Consider the following 19354-nt stretch of genomic DNA (forward strand, 5'->3'; position numbering starts at 1 on the left):
GCGCCGTGACGCCTTAGCGCCGCCGTTTGGTCGGTTGCTTGTGGGGGGTGGGTGGGAGCAGCCGACCGACGGTCGGCTCTACGGGAAGAGCAGCCGACCAACGGTCGGCTCTACGTTAGAAGGTGGTTTGGACGGCGAACTCCACGCGGGAACCGGCGTTGCCGGGGAACAGGCGCTTGGCCGCGTGGTCGGTGTCGTGCGCGGTGAGGCGCAGTTCCCACGGGCCGTGGACCTTCCAGACGGCGCTGAGCTGGCCGTGCAGGTAGTCGTCGGCCTGCGCGCTGGCCAGCCAGTAGTGACCCACCGCCGCTTCCAGCCGCCACTGCTCGCCCAGCGGCAGGCGGGCGCCCAGTTGGGCGTAAGTGCCGCTATGGCCGCCGGCCAGCGCGTCGTCGGACACACCCACCTGCAGCCAGTAGCGCTGCTGCCAGGTCAGCGTGCTGTTGAGCTCGGTCCAGTCCAGGTCCACGTTGCTGGACGGATAGAGATAGCGGGTGAGGTTGACGTCCAGTGCCCAGTCCACGCCCAGCGCCCCGCCCCAACCGGCCACCACGTCGAACTCACTGCGTGCGCCGTAGTCCGGCTTGAACGACACCCCCGACCCCCACACCGACGCATACCAGCCGCGCTCGCTGCCGAGTTTGACGCCCGCCTGCGCGGCCGGGTCGCCGTCGCTCTGCGAGCTGCCGCGCCAGACATAATCGGAGGTCAGCGTCGCGTTGCCCTCCACGGCGGCCGCCGCCGCACCACTCAGCATCAGGCCCAGCAGCAGCACGCTGCAGCGACGCGCGACGCGCCCTTTTTTCTGTTCAACCACCACGGTAAGCACTCCATCGGACGGCGGCGCCGTCGAGGTGGGCAGTGTTTCCGCAGTGGCCGTAAAGCCGCCATGGCGCGGCCGGGGGATCGGCGCAAATTCCGTGTAAATCCTGCGTCCACGATGCGCCAAAGGCCGCGCGCTATCATGGGCGCTCTGACCTGTTGCGAGTAATGGCGTGGACGCGATCCTGACCCCGGTGTCGATTGGCGAACTGATCGACAAGATCACCATCCTGGAAATCAAGGCCGAACGCATCAGCGACGCCGGCAAGAACGCCAACGTCCGCAAGGAACTCGATGGCCTGTGGCCGCTGTGGCAGCAGCAGCTGGCCAGCCAGCCCGGGCTGGACGCGCTCAAGGATCAGCTCAAGGCAATCAACGTGCGCATGTGGGACATCCAGGACCAGCTGCGCGACAAGGAAGCGGCGCAGGTGTTCGACGATGCATTCATCCAGCTGGCGCGGGGCGTCTACGGCACCAACGGCGAGCGGGTGAAGGTAAAGAACGAGATCAACCGTATCGCAGGCTCTGCGCTGGTCGAAGAAAAGCAGTACCAGGGCGAATAAGCCACCCTGCCCGCGCCCGGCTCAGTGCCCGGTGGCGGCCATGAAGCGTTCGCGGTCCTGCTGGGTGCGCCGACGGATTTCGGCCAGGGCTTCGTTCTCGGTGGCTTCCAGCATGGATTCGAACAGGCGCTGGAAGTGGTTGCGCATGGCCAGGCGTGCGCCGGCCGGGTCGCGCGCGCGCAGGGCGTCGAGAATGGCGGTGTGTTCTTCGTCGCGGGTGTCATCGTCATTGTGGCAGACGTTGGCGTAGACCTGCTTCACCCGCGGCAGCTCGTTGCGCATGCGCCAGATCAGCTGCACGCAGTGCTCCACCACCGGGTTGCCGGCAATCCGCGCGATGGACAGATGGAACTGGCGGTCGGCCTCGCTGGCCGCCGCTTCGCCCGAGGTGGGGTCGACCATGGCCGCGATCAGGCCGGCCAGGGCCTCCACTTCGTCATCGGTGATGCGGCTGGCGGCCATGGCCGCCGCTTCGGCCTCGATCACCGCGCGTGCGGCGGTGAGGTCGAAGGCCGACACATCCGGCAACGCGCCGGGGGCCTGCGACGGGCGCGCCTTCACATACACGCCCGAGCCGGTCTTGATGGTGATCAGCCCCTGCGCTTCCAGCGCGATTTCCGCCTCGCGCACGGTCACCCGGCTGACGCCCAGGCGCTCGGCCAGGTCGCGTTCGCCGGGCAGCCGCGAGCCCGGCGGGAATTCGCCCTTCTCGATCAGCGCGACGATTTCAGCGGCAATGGACTGGTAGAGACGGGGTTCGGACATCATCAAGACCTGGCTGTACGGTGACTGGGGACCGACATGCGACCGCGCCCTCAGAGAGCGGCGCGGTCCTGGAAAACCGCGCCACTGACCTCAGAAGCGGTAGCGCACCCCCAGATAATAGCGCCGCCCGTAGGTGGTGTACTCGCGGAAGCTGCCCAGGATGGGCATATCCGACACCCGCGGCTCGTCGGTGAGGTTGCTGGCCGACAGCGACAGCGACAGGTTCTTGTTCACCTTGTAGGTGGCGCGGAAGTCGAGCGAGCCATTGTCGCGCACGTAGCGGTTCTGCGAGGGGTCGCCGACGAACTGCTGGTAATAGTCCGACCGGTATTTGTAGATCGCCTGCAGGTCCAGCTTGCCCAGGCCCCAGTACACCTGGGCCGAGGCCACGTGCTTGGACAGCCCGAAGATGTTGGCCGGCTCGACGATGCCGGGGGTGAACACGCCGGTGATCGGGTCGGTGGACTCGCCCAGGCGCAGGTCTTCGGTCTTGAAGTTGGAGTGGGCGTAGTTGTAGCTGGCCTTCACGCCCAGCCCGGAGAAGATGCCCGGCAGGTAGGAGAAGGTGTGCGAGCCGGTCAGCTCGAAGCCGATCAGGTCGCTCTTCTGGTCGCTGGTGGCCAACTGTTCAACCGGGACGGTGACGCTCTGGCCGTCGATGTCGAAGGTTTCGCCCAGCACCACCGGCACCGAGCCGCCGTTGAACTGCTTGTAGTAGATGGCCGTGGACAGGATCGAGTCGGCGTTGGCGTACCACTCCAGCGAGACATCGGCATTCCAGGACATCAGCGGCTTGGCGCGCGGGTTGCCGGTGGCGGTGATGTTACCCAGCGCCTCGGCCACGCTGCGGAAGTCGGTATCGGCCTCGTCCAGGGTGAAGCTGCGGCCAAAGCCTTCTGCCGCCAGATCGGGACGCGACATGGCGCGGTAGGCACCCACGCGCAGCAACAGGTCCGGGCGCAGTTCGAAGGACGCGTTGAAGCTGGGCAGCCATTCGGCATTGCTGGACTTGAGCACCTGGCGGGTGAAATCGCCGGTGGGGCGCAGGGTGATGGTGCCGTCGGGGTTGTTGATCACATCCAGGCCGCTGCGCAGGCCAACCGAGCTGACATCGGTGCGCACCCAGCGCACGCCGATGTTGCCGGTGACCGGCAGGCCGAACCATTCGCTGCTGTAGTCGCCCATCAGGTAGATGGCGTTGGTCTTCTCGGTGACATCGTTGTTGGCCGGGTCGCGCAGGTCCGCGCTCAGGCCGGTGTCGTCCACGCCGGTGAAGGCCTTGAACAGGCAACGGCTGTCGAAGGTGGCCCACTGGTCGATGGTGTTGCCGCTGGCGTTGGCCAGGAAGTCCTTCTGCGGGAATGCCTGGCGGCAGGCCTGGTTGGCCGCGCGGATGGCCGCGACATTGGTGGTGGTGATGTCGCGGGTGTCGGTGAAGTCGGTGTAGCTGGCTTCGGAGTGGCGCAGGCCGCCCTTGAACGCGGTGAAGAAGCCGCTTTCCGGGGTGAACGCGGCATCGAAGCGCTGCGCGCGGATGGTGTGTTCGCGGGTCTGCTGACGGCGGCGGATCAGCGCCGAGTCGGTGTAGTTGTCCGGGTTGTTATCGAACGCCGGATCCAGGGTGATGCTCGGCACATCGCCGCTGTAGTCGTAGGTGTAGTCGACATAGCGGGTGTTCTTGATGCCGGCCACCGGCTTGCCGTTGACGTCGGTACGCCCGGCGCGCAGGCGGGTGGAGCGCTCGATCTGGTCGCGCTCGGTGTTGGAGTAGGACAGGTCGGTGGACAGGGTCCAGGCCGGGGTGGGACGGAAGATCACGTTGAAGCCGCCACCGGTGTATTCCTCCTTGCGCTCCAGGAAGTTGCCGGTGGAATCGATGGTGGTGCTGCCGGTGTGGTGCAGCAGCGCCCCATCGTCGGTGACCACGCGGTTGTTGAGGTTGCGCATCATCGAAGACAGCGACAGGTCCGAGCGGTCTTCGGTGTAGTCGCGCTTGGAGTGCTGGTAATCCAGGTTCACTTCCCATGCGTCGCCGGGGCGCCACTGCAGCGCGGCGAACTGCGAATCGCGCTTGTCGTGTTCGATGAACTGGCGGTAGATGCGGCTGCTGGGCACCAGGTAGTACGGCACGCCGTTGGCGACCTGGTTGCCGTCCACCTGGGTGCAGTTGCGGGTGGCGCCGACCACTTCGCGGCCATCACAGGCCACCCAGGTGGAGCTGCTGGAGAACATTTCTTCCGGGTTGCTGCCTTCCAGCGCCTGCACGCCCACGGAGATGCCGAGCTTGCCGGCGCCGCCCATGTCGAACTGGTCGATGTAGCTGGCGGTACCGCGCCAGCCCACCCCGTCCTTGTCCTTGAGGCGGTTGTCGTAGTCCTGCCAGGTGCCGCGCCCATCGAGCTGGATGGTGCGCTTGCCGTATTGGAGCGGCTTGACGGTTTCCATGTTGACCGTGCCGGCCACGCCGCCTTCGACGAAGTCGGCGCGCTGGGTCTTGTAGATGGCCACGCTGTTGATCAGCTCGGACGGGAACTGGTTGAAGTTCACCGAGCGGTCGCCGCTGCCGTTGGTGGCTTCGCGGCCATTGAAGGTGGACGAGCCCAGGAACGGGCCGAGGCCGCGGATCGAGATTTCCGAGGCGCCGCCCTTCTCGCGATGGGTGGAGGCGCCGGTGATGGTCTCGATGGCTTCACCGATGGACAGCGCCGGCAGGTCGCCGATGTCGTCGGCGGCGAGCACGTCGGAGATGACGGTCTCCTCGCGCTTCTTGTCGATCGAGGTCTGGATGGTGCCGCGCACGCCGGTCACCTGGACCTGGTCCAGGGTGGTGGGCTGTGCGGGCGGTGCGGCGGCGTCCTGTGCGTGGACCAGCGGCACCAGGGCGGTGCTGCACAGGGCATAGAACAGCGCGCTATGCAGCGCGGTGCGGCGGAGGCCTCGTAGTGAGGCCGTACGGCGGTCATGCAACATCGTGATCTCCCTCCCAGGATGGATCGTCCGATTACACGGATTCGACCCGAAGATTCACGGTTACTGGACCAATGTCAATGAATTGGTACTAAAGTCTACCCCTGACATTCGTGCAGACCACTTTGACGGTATTTAATGTGCGGATGCAGCAGAAATATGCGCAACTGGCGAACCACATGCGTCTAAAGTGGTATGCGATTGTGGTTGACGGACGCATTGGACGACCTGTTACGATCCGGACTCGCGTTTCGATGCCACGGTTGATCTGGGAGGGTAAGCCGATGACTCTGCAACATTCTCAAGCGCCACGTGCGCTGCGTCCGCTGCTCACCGCCCTGGCATTGGGCCTTGCGGCCGGCGCACTGCCCGCCTTCGCGGCCGACCATCTGGTCCATGATGCCGCCGGGTATGCCACGGCGACCAAAGCGCTGCAGCCGGGCGATACCGTCATCCTCGCCGACGGCGTATGGCGCGACATCGACCTGCTGCTACGCGGCACCGGCAAAATTGGTCAACCAATTAAGCTGACAGCGCAGACCCCGGGCAAGGTGATCCTCAGCGGCCAGTCGCAGCTGCGCCTGGCCGGGTCGTACCTGGAGGTGTCCAACCTGGTGTTCCGCGATGGCTGGGCCCCGGGCAGCGAAGTGGTGTCCTTCCGCGCCTCGTCCAAGGAGTGGTCCACCCACAGCCGGGTGACCGGCGTGGTGATCGACGGCTACAACAAGCCGGACCGCCAGCAGTCGGACAACTGGGTCGGGATGTACGGCCAGGACAACCGCTTCGATCACAACCAGCTGGTGGGCAAGACCAACGCCGGCACYACCCTGGTGGTGGTGCGCAACACCAGCAGTGGGCTGGACAACCGCCACCGCATCGACCACAACTGGTTCGGCCCGCGCCCCAACCTGGGCAGCAACGGCGGTGAGACCATCCGGGTGGGCACCAGCACCGACTCGCAGTCCAACTCCAATACCGTGGTGGAGAACAACTGGTTCGAGCAGTGCGATGGCGAAGTGGAGATCGTGTCCAACAAGTCCGGCGGCAACCTGTATCGCGGCAACGTGTTCTTCGAATCGCGCGGCTCGATGGTGCTGCGCCACGGCCACGGCAACGTGGTCGAGCGCAACGTGTTCCTCGGCAACAACAAGGCCCACACCGGCGGCGTGCGGGTGATCAACCGCCACCAGATCGTGCGCGACAACTACTTCGAGAACATCGCCGGCGACAACTTCGCCGCGGCACTGGCGGTGATGGCCGGCACCCGCGATGCGCCGTTGAACCGCTATGAGCAGGTGGACGATGCCCTGATCGAGCGCAACAGCTTCATCGGCGTGCGCCAGGTGTTCCTCGGTGCGGGCCTGGATGACGAGCGCAACGCCATGCCGGTCAACAGCCGCCTGCGCGGCAACCTGTTCATCGGCGATGGCAGCCGCGAGCTGCTGCGCAGCCAGGGCGATCTGGAGGGCATCGCCTTCAGTGGGAATGTGCAGAGCCCCAGCGTGTCGCCCGGCTTCCCCGCGGGTGTGAGCGCGCAGAAGGTCACCCTGCAGCGCGCGGCCAACGGGCTGCAGTACCCGGTGGAAACCATCGCGGCGGGCGCGCCGCGCGACCTCGCGCCGATCGCGCGCGAACAGGTCGGCGTGAGCTGGTATCCCAAGGCGCTGGCCAGCACCGCGCTGGACAGCGGTGCCACCCGCAAGGTGGCCCCGGGTGAGGACACCCTGAGCCGCGCGATRGCCAACAGCGCCCCCGGTGACCAGTTGCAGCTGCAGCGCGGCCAGTACCGCATCGACCAGGTGTTGAACGTGGACCACCCGGTCAGCGTGATCGGCCCCCGCCGTGGGCGCGCCAGCCTGCAGTTCTCGCGCCCTGCCCTGTTCGAGATCCGCGCCGGCGGTTCGCTCAAGCTGACCGGGCTGGATATCGACGGCGCACTGGCGCCGGACGCGGCCGGCAGCGCGGTGGTGCGCATCGCCCCGGGCAGCCAGGCGTTCAACTACACCCTGCTGATCGAGGACAGCCGCATCCACGGGCTGACCACCAACAAGGCCTTCGATGTGGTCAACGCCGGCAAGGGCAGCCTGGCCGCGCGCATCGCGCTGCGCAACACCACCGTGGAGGACATCAGCGGCAGCGTGATTGCCGCCGCTGCCGAGACCGACGACCTGGGCACCTACAACGCCGAGCAGGTGGACATCGTGGATTCGCAGTTCCGCAATATCACCGGGCCGCTGTTGAACCTGTATCGCGGTGGCACCGATGAAAGCACCTTCGGCCCGACGCTGCGGGTGCACGGCAACCAGCTTGAAAACGTGGGCGTGGCCGCCGACACCAGCCTGCGCCTGCATGGCGTGCAGACCGCCACGCTGACCGATAACCAGTTCCTCCGCAGCGGACGCGTGCGCTTCAGCCACCGCGTCGGCGAGCCCCGCCTGGCCGCGCACGGCAACGTGCTCGACGCCACCGCGGCGATGCAGTCCGATACTCCAGCCGAGACCCTGCCATGACGCGTTCCACGCCCCTGATGCTGCTGCTGGCGGCCTCCTTCAGCGCCGCCGCGCTGCCCGCCGTTGCCGCCGCACCTGCCGGCAGCCAACAACCGGCGGCCGCTGCCAGCGCCCCGGTATTGGTGACCGCCGCGCAGTGGCAGCAGATGCGCAGCGATGGCGCCAGATACCCGGTGTTTGCCAAGGAACAGCAGCGCGCCGAGCGCCTGGTGCGCGGCATGATCAAGGCCGGAATCGATGTGCCGGTGCCCAAGGACAAGGGCGGCGGCTACACCCACGAACAGCACAAGCGCAATTACCAGGCCATCCAGGCCGCCGGCGCGCTGTACCGGCTGACCGGCGACAAGGTGTATGCCGACTACGCGCGCGACCTGCTGCTGGGCTACGCCAAACTGTACCCTGGGCTGGGCGCGCATCCGCAGGGCCGCGGGCAGATTCCCGGCCGGCTGTTCTGGCAGACCCTCAACGATTCGGTGTGGCTGGTGAGCGCGGTGCAGGGCTACGACGCGATCCGCGACAGCCTCAGCACGGCAGACCGCAAGACCATCGACGACGGCGTGTTCCGGCCGATGGCCGACTTCCTCAGCGGTACGCCGGAGAACTTCGACAAGATCCACAACCATGCCACCTGGGCGGTGGCGGCGGTGGGCATGACCGGTTACGTGCTGCGTGACCCGACCTACGTGGACAAGGCGTTGAACGGCAGCAAGCGCGATGGCAGCGCCGGCTTCCTCAAGCAGGTGGACCAGCTGTTCTCGCCGGACGGCTATTACGAGGAAGGCCCCTACTACCAGCGTTATGCGCTGGCACCGTTCATCCTGTTCGCCAATGCGATCCAGCGCAACGAGCCGCAGCGCGGCATCTTCAAGCGCCGCGACGGGGTGTTGCTCAAGGCCGTCGATTCGCTGGTGCAGAGCAGCTACGGCGGCTACTTCTTCCCGATCAACGACGCCATCCTGGACAAGGGCCTGGACACCGAAGAACTGGTAGCCGGCATCGACATCGCCTACGCGCAGACCAGCGACGCGCGGCTGCTGTCGGTGGCCAAGGCACAGAAGCGCGTACTGCTGTCGCCCGAAGGCCTGCAGGTGGCCCAGGCGCTGGCGCAGGACAAGGCCAAGCCGTTCGCCTTCGTGCCCACGCTGCTGCGCGATGGCCCGGACGGCACCGAAGGTGCGCTGGCGATCCTGCGCATGGGCGGTGAAAACGGCCAGGCGCTGGTGATGAAGAACACCAAGCAGGGCATGGGCCACGGCCACTTCGACAAGCTCAACTGGCTGTTCTACGACAACGGCCAGCGCGTGGTCACCGATTACGGCGCCGCGCGCTTCCTCAACATCGAAGCCAAGGCCGGCGGCATCTACCTGCCCGAGAACAACAGCTGGGCGCGGCAGACGCTGGCCCACAACACGCTGGTGGTGAACGAGCAGAGCCACTTCGGCGGCGACTGGAAGAAGGGCCAGGCGCTGGCGCCGACGCCGCTGCTGTTCGCGGTCAACGACGATACCCAGATCGCCTCGGCGCGCATGGACGGTGCCTACGACGGGGTGAGCTTCACCCGCACCCAGGTGCTGCTGGCCCATCCGGCGCTGACCGAGCCGGTGGTGTTGGACCTGCTGCGGGTCAACGGCAGCAAGGCGGCGCGCTACGACCTGCCGCTGCATTTCAACGGCCACATCATGGACGTGGGCTTCAAGGCGCAGTCGGCGGTGGCCGCGCGGCCGGTGCTGGGCAAGGCCAACGGCTACCAGCACGTGTGGATCGATGCGTCCAGCGAGCCGAGCAGCGAGGCGCGCAGCCTCACCTGGCTGCTGGACGGACGCTTCTATACCTATCGCTTCGCCAGCACCGCACCGTCGCGTGCGCTGATCGGCGAAAGCGGGGCCAATGATCCCTCGTTCAACCTGCGCCGCGAACCGATGCTGCTGCAGCGCGTGGATGGGCAGGCTGCCACCACGTTCTATGGCGTGCTCGAACCGCATGGCCAGTACGACGGCACCGCCGAAACCGTGCGCGGGGCCAACAGCCGCATCGACCGCATCGCCCACTACCGGGGCAAGGATGCCGACGTGCTGGTACTGGACCTGGCCGGCGGCAAGCGCGTGACGCTGGGCATCGCCGATGACCCGTCCAAGGGCGGCGCGCATGAGGTGAGCGGCGATGGCCACAGCTGGCGTTGGGACGGCGGCTGGAAGCGCTTTGACACCGGCAGCGGCAAGGACGGCAAATGAAGGTCACCACCCAAGCGCGCACCTACGTGCGCTGGTTGATCGTGGCGCTGATCGCCGTTGCCACGGTCATCAACTACATCGACCGCAAYGCCCTGGCGGTGATGTGGCCGCAGATCTCCAAGGATGTGGGCGCAACCAAGGAAGACTACGCGCTGCTGGTCACGGTGTTCATGCTGTTCTACGCCGCCGGGCAGTTCGTGTTCGGCCGGTTGTTCGACATCATTGGCACGCGCCTGGGCTTTGCGCTGTCGATCGCGGTGTGGTCGATCTCGATCGCGCTGCACTCGGTCACCCACTCCATCCTCTCCTTCAGCCTGGTGCGGGCGATGCTCGGCATCAGCGAGGCCGGTGCCTGGCCGGGCGCGGTGAAGGCCAACGCCGAGTGGTTCCCCGCCCGTGAGCGGGCGCTGGCGCAGGGCGTGTTCAATGCCGGCGCGTCGATCGGGGCGATCATCTCCGCGCCGCTGATCGCGGTGCTGTTCCTGTGGCTGGGCTGGCGCGGCACCTTCATCCTGATCGGTGCGATCGGCTTCATCTGGTTGCTGCCGTGGCTGATCATCTACCGCGCCGGGCCGGACAAGCACCCATGGGTGAGCGCGGCCGAGCGCGCGTTGATCCTGGATGCGCCGACCGAACAGCCAGCGGTGCCAGTGGCCGAGTACGTGCCCAACGTGCGCCAGCTGCTGGGCCATCGCCAGACCTGGGGCATCCTGATTTCGCGGTTCTTCCTGGACCCGATCTGGTGGCTGTTCGTGTCCTGGCTGCCGATCTACCTGGCCGACACCTTCGGCTTTGACATCAAGCAGATCGGCATCTTCGCCTGGGTGCCGTATGTCGGCGCGATGATCGGCAGCCTCGGTGGCGGCTGGTTGTCCGRGCGGCTGATCGGTGCCGGCTGGAGCGTGGACAAGGCGCGCAAGGTGGTGATCACCCTGGGCGGGGCGATCATGGCCCCGGCCCTGCTCGGCGCGGTGCTGGCCACCGACCCGGTATGGGCGGTGGTCACCATTGCCTTCGTGCTGTTCGGCTTCCAGATCGCCATCGGCAACATCCAGACCCTGCCCGGCGACATCTTCAGCGGCAAGTCCGTGGGTTCGGTGGCTGGCCTGGGTGGCATGGCCGCAGTGGCCGGCACGCTGATCACCACCTGGCTGGTGCCGGCGATGACCCACGAATCCTACGCACCGATTTTCATCCTGGTGGCCGCGCTGGTGCCGGCCTCCCTGCTGGCGCTGTGGCTGGTGACCGGCCGCGTGGAAAAGATCCACGGCCCGGTCGAACCGCGCTGATTCCCTTTCCGTTTTCCCCCCAACGCATCACAGGAGTTTTCCATGACCCAATTCAAGGACAAGGTGGCCATCGTCACCGGTGGCGGCCGTGACATCGGCCGCGAGATCTCGCTCAAGCTGGCCGCGGCCGGTGCCAAGGTCTGCATCAACTACGCCAACGACGAGGCCAGCGCGCAGGACACGTTGCAGCAGATCGAAGCGGCCGGTGGCACCGCCATCGTGCACCGCGCCGACGTCACCGATGCCAAGGCGGTGGCCGGCATGGTCGCGGCCACCCAGGCCGCGTTCGGCCCGCAGATCGACGTGCTGGTGAACGTGGCCGGCGGCATGGTGCAGCGCCGTCCGCTGGCCGAGATCGACGAGGCGTTCTTCCACAAGGTGATGGACCTCAACATGAGCTCGGTCTACCTGACCACCCATGCGGTGGTACCGCACATGCCCGAAGGCGGTGCGATCGTGAACTTCGCCTCGCAGGCCGGTCGCGATGGCGGTGGCCCGGGCGCGGCGATCTACGCCACCGCCAAGGCCGCGGTGATGACCTTCACCCGGGCCATGGCCAAGGAGCTGGGCCCGCGCGGCATCCGCGTCAATGCGCTGTGCTGCGGCATGATCGCCACCCGCTTCCATGATGAGTTCACCAAGCCGGAAGTGCGCACCGCCGTGGCCGGCAACACCCCGCTGCGCCGCCAGGGCCGTCCGCAGGAAGCCGCCGACACGGCCGTGTACCTGGCCTCGGACGCGGCCGGTTTCATCACCGGTGCCAACGTGGACGTCAACGGCGGCACTTACTTCTCTTGATGGATATGTTCTGCTGACCGCCTGGGAGGGCTGCCATGCTGCGCTGGACCACTGCACTTTCAATTGCACTTGCCACCAGCGCCGCTGCGCTGCCCGCCCATGCCCAGGTCTGGGTGCCGGCATGGACCGCCTCGCCGGCACCGGACCGCCTGGACGGCACGCCGGAGGCCCCGGTGCAGTTTGCCCGGCAGACCGTGCGCCAGGACATGCGCCTGGCCAGCTCGGCCACCGCGCTGCGCTTCCGCATCAGCAATGAACTGGGCGATGCGCCGCTGACCATTGGCGGCGCCTCGGCCCAACGCACCGGCACGGCCACCCCGGCCAAGCTGGTCACTTTCAATGGTCGCAGCGAAGTGGTGGTGCCCGTGGGCGCCGCCCTGCTCAGCGACCCGGTGGCGATGACGGTGCCGGCCTTGGCCGATGTATCGCTCACCGTGTATTTCCCCGAACCGACCAAGCCGGCCGTGCGGCGTACCGCACTTCGCATCGTCGACGGCCGCCAGGCCGAGGTGGGCGACAAGGTCAAACTCGCCTACCGGCAGAACGTGGTGTCGGCGGTGCTTGCCGAACGCGCCAGCAAGCCGGTGGTGGTGGTCGCCCTGGGCGATTCGATCACCGAAGGCGCCACGGCCACGCGCGGCAGCAATGGCGATTGGCCGGCGCTGCTGTCCGCGCGCCTGCAGCAGGCCTGCCCGGACCGGGTGGTGGTGGTCAACGCCGGCATCAGCGGCAACAAGGTAATGGACCACGGCCGCAGCCACAGCGCGCTGGCGCGGCTGGACCGCGACGTGATCGCGCTGCCCAACGTGAGCAAGGTGATCGTGTTCGAAGGCATCAACGACATCCGCCACGACGGCGGCACCCCGCCCAAGGCCGGCCGCAACGCCGAGGACATGGTGCTGGGCTACCGGCAGATCGCCGAGCGCCTGCACGGCAACGGCATCGGTGCGATCGCGGCGACCATCACCCCGTTCGGCGGCTCGGACCGCTACGAGCCCACCGCCGCCGCTACCCGCACCCAGCTCAACACCTGGATGCGCGGCGGCCGCAGCGGCTATGACGGCCTGATCGACTTCGACCAGATCCTGCGCGACCCGGCCAACCCGGAAAACCTGCCCGAGGACATTACCCGCGACCACCTGCATCCCAACGATGAAGGTTACCGGCGCATGGCCGAGGGCATCGACCTGGGCCTGCTGGGGTGCAAGGCACGATGAGCACGCAGCAGTTCGCGCTGGCCGCAGCGCACGGCCAGCGCTGGGATGCACTGGCGCTGGGCGAGGTGATGCTGCGCTTCGATCCCGGCGAAGGCCGGATCCGCAACGCACGCCAGTTCAACGTGTGGGAAGGCGGTGGCGAGTACAACGTGGCGCGGGGCCTGTGCAGCACCTTCGGGCACCGCAGCGGGGTGTTGACCGCGTTGCCGCGCAACGAACTGGGTGCGCTGGCCCAACAGCTGATCCAGGCCGCTGGCGTGGATACCGGCCAGATCCTGTGGCGCGACTACGATGGCATCGGCCGCAACACCCGCATGGGCCTGAACTTCACCGAGCGCGGCTTTGGGGTGCGTGCACCGCTGGGCATCTCCGATCGCGTTACCTCGGCCGCCTCGCAGCTGCAGGCGCACGAGTACGACTGGGACGTGCTGTTCGGCCGCGACGGCGCGCGCTGGCTGCATACCGGCGGCATCTTCGCTGCGCTGTCCGAGCACAGCGCGCAGACCGCCATCGCCGCGGTGCGGGCCGCGCGCCGGCACGGCGTGGCGGTGTCCTACGACCTCAACTACCGCGCCAGCCTCTGGGACAGCCATCCCGACCCGGATGCCGCCCGGCATGCCAACTGCGCCATCGCCGCCGAGTGCGATCTGCTGGTGGGCGATGAGTACTCGTTTGCGGCGTGCCTGGGCATGGACCTGGCCGACCTGGGTCGACGCACTACGCCGATGGATGTGGGCCCGGCCGACGCCGCCGCGCAGCGCGCGCTGCAGCGCTTCCCGAACCTGCAGGCGGTGGCCTTCACCCTGCGCGACGCCAGCAACGCCGCACGCAATGGCTGGGGCGGTGCATTGCGTACGCGCGAGACATTGTTCGTCTCGCGCACGCGTGAGGTCGACCTGCTCGATCGCGTGGGCGGCGGCGATGCCTTCGTGGCCGGCGTGGTACACGCCCTGCTCAGCGGCAAGGGCGAACAGGCCGCGGTGGAACTGGGTGCGGCGCATGGCGCGCTGGCAATGTCCACGCCGGGCGACAACGCCTGCGCCAGTCTGGAAGAAGTGGAAGCGGTGGCACGCGGCGACAGCGCCGCCGCCAAGCGCTGAGCCGGCCCCGCCCGCAGCGCGACCGTTCAGTGCGCCATTGAAAGATGCGCCAGCGCGCGCAACGTGGACACGGTCAGCGGCGTGGGCAACGCATCGGGGGTAAACCAACCCAGGGCGAGCAACGCCTCTGGTTCCTTCACTGCCGCTACCTGCGTTTTATCCTGCGCACGCACCAGATACACCGGCGCCACCCAGTGCTGGCCCAGCGCCGGTTCGAAATGGTCCACCACGCACAACAACCGCTCCACCGCCACGCGCAGCCCGGTTTCTTCCTCGACCTCGCGGATCACCGCGTGTTCGACGGTTTCCATCCAGTCCACCTTGCCGCCGGGCAGGCCCCAGTGGCCTTTCTCCGGCTCGCGCCCGCGCTGCACCAGCAGGAGTGCGCCATCGGCACGCTGCACGACGGCACCACAGCCAAGCCGGGGGTGTTGAGGATCGGAGGGCGTGGTCATGCGGGAGCCTTGGGTGTGAGAACGCGCATTATCGACGGTGCCGCGCGAAGAACGAGAAAGGCCCGGCAATGCCGGGCCTTTCCTGCCACGCCGTTCAGGCACGTGGCGATGCGGTCACGCTGGAATTACCAGCTGAAGCGCGGGCCGACCGACCATTCCTTGTCACCATGGCGATCCATCTTGATGTCGCCGTTGATGCCCCAGTTCTGGTTCAACTTCACCTGGCCACCCAGGCGGCCGTAGAACTGGCCATCCGGATTGACGCCGTGCTTCTTGCTGTAATCCTCGTAGCCGGCCATCGCATAGACTTCGGCGTGCTGGCCGAACGCGGTACGGATACCGGCTTCAGCGCTGTAGCCGTTGAAGTCCAGGCCTTCCTTCGGGTCGAACTTGTTGTAGGCAACGCGGCCCACGAAGTCGGTGCTGTTGCCGATTTCCTGGTTGTAGCCAACGCCGACGCGCCACTGGTCAACCTTGAAGTTGCCGATGTCGGTCTTCTGCTGGTTGTACTCACCGAAGGCGTGGAAGTTCGGCAGGAACGCATAGGAACCCTTCACGCCCCAACCATCGGCCTTGCCGCCGTCTGCGTCGGTCTTGACGTAGTCGCCTTCGGCGTAGTTGTAGGACAGGCCTTCAGCAGCCGAAGCGGCGAACGGCAGGGCGGCGGCGAGGGCCAGGGCAATCAACGAAGTCTTCATGGGGGTACACCTTTTTGTCGTGAACTGCTTGCAGCCAGCGCGGACGCCGCTCTGCATCGGGAATGTAAATTCTCCGTTATTCGCCACAACCCGCCCTGAAGTCGATAGGTTTCATATCAGTGAATTTTTGGCGGCGGTTCAGTTGCGCTCTGGCATATACGCGCGCGCTGCGATTTCAGCGGGAAAACAGCGCTGAAGCGTGCATGCGGCGTGATCCTGGCGACGTTGATGCTGAACGACAAGGGAAGGCCACGGCGCCGTGCGGCGATACGCCAGCATCGGCAAACAGCAAATTGGAATCTGGTCACGACGATGCCCTTTCGGGGCGTCACGCGTTGGGGAAGCCGCTCTTGGGGAGTAGTCGGCTAACGCGTCCATCCTCCGTGATACACCGGCAACGCAACGGAGGCGTTGCTCAGGTCGCTCGTGTGGGCGTCCTTTCCGGCTCCCCATCTTCGATGGAATGCGTCAGCCCCGATATCAGGATCTTCCTCGTCGGCGTTCGGATTTTTCTGACCCCATACGTGCATGGATGCTTGCGTACTGTACAACCCGTTGAATTTGCTGGAATTTATCGGCTCAGGGCGATCCTCATCACATCGACAAAGTGCACTGCGGCGCACTGTCGATCGTTCTCCCCCTGATTCGTCGTATGCAGTGAAGGCGCCCATTCCGGTGCGCCATCCGGAGCTTGGCATGGCTTATATCGATGGATTCGTAATCGCCGTCCCCACCGCGAACAAGGACGCATTCCTCAAGCACGCACAGATGTGTGATGCGATCTGCATCGAGCACGGCGCCACCCGCGTGGTGGAGTGCTGGGGCGATGATGTGCCGCACGGCAAACAGACCGACTTCCATCGTGCGGTGGAGGCCAAGGCGGATGAAACGGTGCTTTTTTCGTGGATCGAATGGCCGGACAAGGCCACCCGCGATGCCGGCATGCAGAAGATGATGGATGACCCGCGCATGGATCCGGAAACCAATCTGATGCCGTTCGATGGCAAGCGGATGATCTACGGCGGCTTTGTGCCGGTGGTGGAGCTGAGCGGGACGTAAGGACTTCATCCGGGCCACACAGTGGCCCCATCGTCCGCCCACGCAGAGGCAGGATCCTGACCACTCTACGGTCATCGGTCCTGCCGCGATGTCATCCCTTGCCGGCCATACCTGCGCTGGCCTCACCGCCTTCCTTTGCTGGAACGCGCGCGCGCCGGCGCCCTCGCGGGCGGCGATAGTGCCGTTCGTGTTCCTCGCGGTGTGTCCGGACCTGGACTATCTGGGGATCTGGCTGCTCGGCTATGGCGCCAACCCGCGTCTCACCCACAGCCTGTTGTTCGCATTGATCGCGGCGGTGGCCGCGAACCGGATGGCGAATGCCGTTGGCGTCCAACTGGCGCTGCCGTGGCTGCTGGCGGCCAGCGCCCCGCACCCACTGCTGGATCTGCTGGTGGGCGCGCATCCGGTGCCGCTGTTCTGGCCACTGCAGGCTGGGGTGTCCCTGCCGGGTGTGCTGCCCAGTGCCGGCGCGCTGAAGTTCGACAACGTCTATCTGTGGCGCAACCTGCTGATCGAACTGGGGGTGTTGCTGCCGGTGTTTGCCGCGCTGGTTGTGATGGCGCGCGGTGCGGCGTTGCGCCGATGGCATACCTGGGCGCTGTGCGTTGCGCCGGTCTGGGCCGCGTTTGTCGCCTGGTCGATCAGCCTGCCGCGTTGACGCCTGCGTGGCGCTGCAAGCCGTAATGGCCGACGGGTCGGCCGGGCCTGCTCAACGTGCGTGGCCACTGTCGTCGTCCGCGCCGTGCCCGGCGCCCATCCCGCCACCGCCCATCCCACCCATGCCACCACCGCCGCCGCCCCCACCAGCTTTGCCGCCGGCCTTGTCGCCGTCCCCCTTGCCCTTTGTACCGGCGCTGGGACGGGCCGGCCCCTGCTGCGGGATGGCCACGCTGGCCGGGATCGGCGCCAGGTCGAGCGCGGCGCGGATGAAGTCGCGCAGCGACACCACCAGTTCAGCGGTCTGCACCGGGCGACCCTGCGCCAGTTCGGTGGCCGCGCGCGCGGCCAGCCGCACCTGGTCATCGGTGCCGAGCAGGATGATGTCCGACAGTGCGGCTTCCACCGCGTCGCGGATGCGCCGCGCGCGATCGCTGCCGGCGTCGACGCCGTCGGGCAATGACAGCGCATCGTCCGGCGCGGCGCGGTGCAGGTCGCGCAGATGCCGTGGGTCGACATGCAGCGTACCGGTGAACGACCCGCCCAGCACCTTGTAGGCGGCGATCAGGGTGCGCAGGCGCTCGTTGATCTGCCGGTTCTCGCGCTCGCGCCGCTGCTGCAGGGTCTGCATCACCAGCAGCCGGATGCCGACGCCGATCAGGGTGATCACCGCCAACCCCACCAGGGTGGAAAGCATGGCCTGCCAGGAACTGAAATCTAGACCGCGCATGGCGTCTCCCTTGTCGAGGGGCAACCCTAGCAGGGCGCGTGGACAGACTACGTCGACAGAGGTCGTTCGCCCGCGGCGGTGAGGCTCACCGTACCGGCACTGCGCGACACCGGCGCCCTCACCCGCACTTGGAATACCCGCAGTTCAAACACGTCGCACATCCATCCAGGATCACCAGCGCCTGGGCGTTGCACTTGTGGCACATGCTGGCGCTCGGCGGGAAGCTCGTACCATCGCCGGTGACGGCCAAGTCTTCCTCGTGGTCGGCGGTACTGTCCGGGCCGTGCTGCTCGTACTGGCGGCGTTTTTCTGCGATCAGCGCGCGTTGCGCCGGGCTCAGCTCGGGGTCGTGCAGCAGGCCGATCGACTTGAGGTGCGCTTCGATGATGCTGCCCAGCTCGGCCACCAACGAGGGCATGTAGACGCCGCCGGCCTTGTAGTAGCCACCGCGCGGGTCGAACACGGCCTTCATTTCTTCGACCAGGAACGTCACGTCGCCGCCCTTGCGGAACACCGCGGACATGATCCGGGTCAGCGCGACGATCCACTGGAAATGCTCCATCGACTTGGAGTTGATGAACACTTCGAACGGGCGCCGCAGCTCATGCTCGGTGCCGGGGTTGAGCACGATGTCGTTGATGGTCACGTAGAAGGCGTGCTCCACCAGCGGGGATTTGATCTTGTAGGTATTGCCGATCAACACGTCGGGGCGCTCGATGCGCTCGTGCATCTGCACGATGTTGTCGGAGGGTGCCAGGGCCGGGGCGGTGGCGAGGGCGGGCGCTGCACTGGCAGCGGCCTGGCGCGTCTTCTCCTCGGGGGTGAGCACGGCGTAGCCCTTGATCTTCTGGTCGATCCTGACAGCCATGGTGCGGTTCCTCGTGCGCCTGCAGGGAGTACCCGTCTGCGACCGCGTCACGGCACCTGCCCGGAGGCAGGCGCCGTGCTTACCGACTTACTTGCGGCCGCGCTTGGCCGGGGCCTTGCGGGCCACGGTCTTGGCAGCGCTGGCGCGCTTGGCCGGAGCAGCCTTGCGGGCTACGGTCTTCTTGGCCACGGCCTTCTTGGCGGTCGCGGTCTTCTTGGCCACAGCCTTCTTGGCCACGGCGACCTTCTTGCCGACGGTCTTGCGGGCAACGGCGGTCTTCTTGCCGACCACCTTCTTGGCCGCGGTGGTCTTCTTGCCAACGACCTTCTTGGCCGCTGCGGTCTTCTTGGTCACGGCCTTCTTGGCGGTGGCGACCTTCTTGCCGRCMACTTTCTTGGCGGCGGCGGTCTTCTTGCCGACGACCTTCTTGGCCACGGCCGACTTCTTGGCGACCGTCTTCTTGGCCACGGCGACCTTCTTGCCGACGGCCTTCTTGGCGACGGCGGTCTTCTTGCCAGCCACCTTCTTGGCGGTCGCGGTCTTCTTGGCGACAGTCTTCTTGGCCACGGCAACCTTCTTGCCGACGACCTTCTTGGCGGCGGCGGTCTTCTTGGTCACGGCCTTC

17 protein-coding genes are annotated in these 19354 nt (G+C 66.7%); 9 read left to right on the plus strand and 8 right to left on the minus strand.

The features are described 5' to 3' along the window. Positions 1-115 precede the first annotated feature (115 nt). The gene (locus AC1DQP_RS04905; protein ID WP_457320095.1) at positions 116-757 is read right to left on the minus strand and encodes a TorF family putative porin; all 642 of its coding nucleotides are present in this window, start codon (positions 755-757) and stop codon (positions 116-118) included. A gap of 238 nt (positions 758-995) precedes the next feature. Here AC1DQP_RS04905 and AC1DQP_RS04910 point away from each other — a divergent pair, with 238 nt between their 5' ends. Further along, the gene (locus AC1DQP_RS04910; RefSeq protein ID WP_256777013.1) at positions 996-1385 is read left to right on the plus strand and encodes a DUF6165 family protein; all 390 of its coding nucleotides are present in this window, start codon (positions 996-998) and stop codon (positions 1383-1385) included. Positions 1386-1406: 21 nt separating this feature from the next. On the opposite strand, the gene AC1DQP_RS04915 is transcribed toward AC1DQP_RS04910, so the two are convergent. Continuing rightward, positions 1407-2150: a FadR/GntR family transcriptional regulator gene (locus AC1DQP_RS04915; protein WP_256777014.1), complete on the minus strand. Its 744-nt coding sequence runs from the start codon at positions 2148-2150 to the stop codon at positions 1407-1409. Between the two features lie 90 nt (positions 2151-2240). Next, positions 2241-5120: a TonB-dependent receptor gene (locus AC1DQP_RS04920; RefSeq protein ID WP_457320093.1), complete on the minus strand. Its 2880-nt coding sequence runs from the start codon at positions 5118-5120 to the stop codon at positions 2241-2243. Between the two features lie 281 nt (positions 5121-5401). On the opposite strand from AC1DQP_RS04920, the gene AC1DQP_RS04925 reads away from it, so the two are divergent. From AC1DQP_RS04925 to AC1DQP_RS04950, 6 genes are read left to right on the plus strand one after another with little or no spacing between them, the layout of a single operon-like run. Continuing rightward, on the plus strand, positions 5402-7627 hold the full coding sequence (locus AC1DQP_RS04925) for a polysaccharide lyase 6 family protein (RefSeq protein WP_478051194.1): 2226 nt from the start codon (positions 5402-5404) through the stop codon (positions 7625-7627). Beyond that, entirely contained in the window at positions 7624-9858 is a 2235-nt protein-coding gene (locus AC1DQP_RS04930) for an oligoalginate lyase (RefSeq protein ID WP_478051195.1), read from the plus strand. Before AC1DQP_RS04925 ends, AC1DQP_RS04930 begins: the two co-directional genes overlap by 4 nt. Continuing rightward, positions 9855-11147, plus strand: coding sequence for an MFS transporter (locus tag AC1DQP_RS04935; RefSeq protein WP_478051196.1), 1293 nt, complete (start codon positions 9855-9857; stop codon positions 11145-11147). The genes AC1DQP_RS04930 and AC1DQP_RS04935 overlap by 4 nt, the downstream gene beginning before the upstream one ends. Positions 11148-11189: 42 nt before the next feature. Then, on the plus strand, positions 11190-11945 hold the full coding sequence (locus AC1DQP_RS04940) for an SDR family NAD(P)-dependent oxidoreductase (protein ID WP_457319041.1): 756 nt from the start codon (positions 11190-11192) through the stop codon (positions 11943-11945). Positions 11946-11980: 35 nt separating this feature from the next. Beyond that, positions 11981-13162 (plus strand): GDSL-type esterase/lipase family protein, encoded by a 1182-nt coding sequence (locus tag AC1DQP_RS04945; protein WP_457319042.1) that lies wholly within the window; start codon positions 11981-11983, stop codon positions 13160-13162. Further along, positions 13159-14262, plus strand: coding sequence for a sugar kinase (locus AC1DQP_RS04950; protein WP_457319043.1), 1104 nt, complete (start codon positions 13159-13161; stop codon positions 14260-14262). Before AC1DQP_RS04945 ends, AC1DQP_RS04950 begins: the two co-directional genes overlap by 4 nt. A 26-nt stretch (positions 14263-14288) precedes the next feature. Here the strand turns inward: AC1DQP_RS04950 and AC1DQP_RS04955 are convergent, their stop codons facing one another. Together AC1DQP_RS04955 and AC1DQP_RS04960 are read right to left on the minus strand one after the other, a co-directional pair. After that, on the minus strand, positions 14289-14717 hold the full coding sequence (locus AC1DQP_RS04955; protein ID WP_457319044.1) for an NUDIX domain-containing protein: 429 nt from the start codon (positions 14715-14717) through the stop codon (positions 14289-14291). Between the two features lie 125 nt (positions 14718-14842). Then, positions 14843-15415: an OmpO family porin gene (locus AC1DQP_RS04960; protein ID WP_137191825.1), complete on the minus strand. Its 573-nt coding sequence runs from the start codon at positions 15413-15415 to the stop codon at positions 14843-14845. Between the two features lie 696 nt (positions 15416-16111). On the opposite strand from AC1DQP_RS04960, the gene AC1DQP_RS04965 reads away from it, so the two are divergent. Beyond that, positions 16112-16474 (plus strand): DUF1428 domain-containing protein, encoded by a 363-nt coding sequence (locus tag AC1DQP_RS04965; RefSeq protein WP_478051199.1) that lies wholly within the window; start codon positions 16112-16114, stop codon positions 16472-16474. A gap of 88 nt (positions 16475-16562) precedes the next feature. Continuing rightward, positions 16563-17132 (plus strand): metal-dependent hydrolase, encoded by a 570-nt coding sequence (locus AC1DQP_RS04970; RefSeq protein WP_457319581.1) that lies wholly within the window; start codon positions 16563-16565, stop codon positions 17130-17132. A 51-nt stretch (positions 17133-17183) separates the two neighbouring features. Here AC1DQP_RS04970 and AC1DQP_RS04975 read toward each other — a convergent pair whose 3' ends face one another. The 3 genes from AC1DQP_RS04975 to AC1DQP_RS04985 all read right to left on the minus strand — a co-directional run. Next, positions 17184-17861, minus strand: a complete 678-nt coding sequence (locus AC1DQP_RS04975) for a hypothetical protein (RefSeq protein ID WP_457319582.1) — start codon at positions 17859-17861, stop codon at positions 17184-17186. 118 nt (positions 17862-17979) lie between these two features. Further along, on the minus strand, positions 17980-18729 hold the full coding sequence (locus AC1DQP_RS04980; RefSeq protein WP_478051197.1) for a TSCPD domain-containing protein: 750 nt from the start codon (positions 18727-18729) through the stop codon (positions 17980-17982). Positions 18730-18816: 87 nt separating this feature from the next. After that, positions 18817-19354: hypothetical protein (locus AC1DQP_RS04985; protein WP_478051198.1), on the minus strand; the 538-nt coding region annotated here is incomplete at its 5' end.

Source organism: Stenotrophomonas sp. P5_A8 (genome assembly GCF_056400545.1).

What these genes read in the sequence shown, in the direction of transcription:
- AC1DQP_RS04905 (WP_457320095.1), bottom strand. Translation starts at nt 757, where the DNA reads ATGCTGAGTGGTGCGGCGGCGGCCGCCGTGGAGGGCAACGCGACGCTG.
- AC1DQP_RS04915 (WP_256777014.1), bottom strand. Translation starts at nt 2,150, where the DNA reads ATGTCCGAACCCCGTCTCTACCAGTCCATTGCCGCTGAAATCGTCGCG.
- AC1DQP_RS04920 (WP_457320093.1), bottom strand. Translation starts at nt 5,120, where the DNA reads ATGTTGCATGACCGCCGTACGGCCTCACTACGAGGCCTCCGCCGCACC.
- AC1DQP_RS04930 (WP_478051195.1), top strand. Translation starts at nt 7,624, where the DNA reads ATGACGCGTTCCACGCCCCTGATGCTGCTGCTGGCGGCCTCCTTCAGC.
- AC1DQP_RS04940 (WP_457319041.1), top strand. Translation starts at nt 11,190, where the DNA reads ATGACCCAATTCAAGGACAAGGTGGCCATCGTCACCGGTGGCGGCCGT.
- AC1DQP_RS04945 (WP_457319042.1), top strand. Translation starts at nt 11,981, where the DNA reads ATGCTGCGCTGGACCACTGCACTTTCAATTGCACTTGCCACCAGCGCC.
- AC1DQP_RS04950 (WP_457319043.1), top strand. Translation starts at nt 13,159, where the DNA reads ATGAGCACGCAGCAGTTCGCGCTGGCCGCAGCGCACGGCCAGCGCTGG.
- AC1DQP_RS04955 (WP_457319044.1), bottom strand. Translation starts at nt 14,717, where the DNA reads ATGACCACGCCCTCCGATCCTCAACACCCCCGGCTTGGCTGTGGTGCC.
- AC1DQP_RS04960 (WP_137191825.1), bottom strand. Translation starts at nt 15,415, where the DNA reads ATGAAGACTTCGTTGATTGCCCTGGCCCTCGCCGCCGCCCTGCCGTTC.
- AC1DQP_RS04965 (WP_478051199.1), top strand. Translation starts at nt 16,112, where the DNA reads ATGGCTTATATCGATGGATTCGTAATCGCCGTCCCCACCGCGAACAAG.
- AC1DQP_RS04970 (WP_457319581.1), top strand. Translation starts at nt 16,563, where the DNA reads ATGTCATCCCTTGCCGGCCATACCTGCGCTGGCCTCACCGCCTTCCTT.
- AC1DQP_RS04975 (WP_457319582.1), bottom strand. Translation starts at nt 17,861, where the DNA reads ATGCGCGGTCTAGATTTCAGTTCCTGGCAGGCCATGCTTTCCACCCTG.
- AC1DQP_RS04980 (WP_478051197.1), bottom strand. Translation starts at nt 18,729, where the DNA reads ATGGCTGTCAGGATCGACCAGAAGATCAAGGGCTACGCCGTGCTCACC.